The organism is Bacillus cereus group sp. BfR-BA-01355, assembly GCF_022663675.1.
Lineage (GTDB): Bacteria > Bacillota > Bacilli > Bacillales > Bacillaceae_G > Bacillus_A > Bacillus_A thuringiensis_S.
Window position 1 is genome coordinate 1 of sequence record NZ_JAKUFY010000286.1, and the last position, 630, is coordinate 630.

Here is a 630-nt window from a genome sequence, read left to right on the forward strand (position 1 = left end):
GATAAGAGGGCATTGCCTGAAATTGAAATGAAGAGTGATAAAGAATATATCGCACCGAGAACTGAGACAGAGAAGGTATTGAGTGAAATATTTAGTCAGATATTAGATGTGAAAAATATAAGTGTAAAAGATAGCTTCTTTGAATTAGGTGGAGATTCTATCAAGGCAATTAGAATTGTTTCTAAAATGCGTGAGGCTGGGTATGATATCTCGGTAAAAGCAATAATGAGTAAACATACTGTTGAGGCAATTGCGTATGAAGCTATGGCGGCAGCCGAAAATAATAATGAACAAGATGAAGTAACAGGAACCGTTGTAGCTACACCAATTATAAAGACTTTTGAAACATGGAATCTTATCGATCCAAGCCATTTTAATCAGGCAATGATGATACCAGTAAATTTAAAAGAAGAAGGAAGCTTGACAAAAGCGTTAGAAGCTTTAGTGGTTCATCATGATATGTTACGTGCTGTCTATAGAAGTGGTACGCTTGACATATTAAGTAGTAAAGAAAGTAAAGTGTATGATTTTAATGGAGAACTAAATGTTGCAGAAAAAGTTGAAGCAGAATGTACTCGTATACAAAGTAGTATAGATCTAGAGAATGGCCCATTAATGAAGGTTGCTTTA

1 protein-coding gene is annotated in these 630 nt (G+C 34.8%); it reads left to right on the top strand.

The features are described 5' to 3' along the window. Positions 1-630 (top strand): phosphopantetheine-binding protein (locus tag MR167_RS31635; RefSeq protein ID WP_242316245.1); only part of this gene is annotated, 630 nt, incomplete at both ends.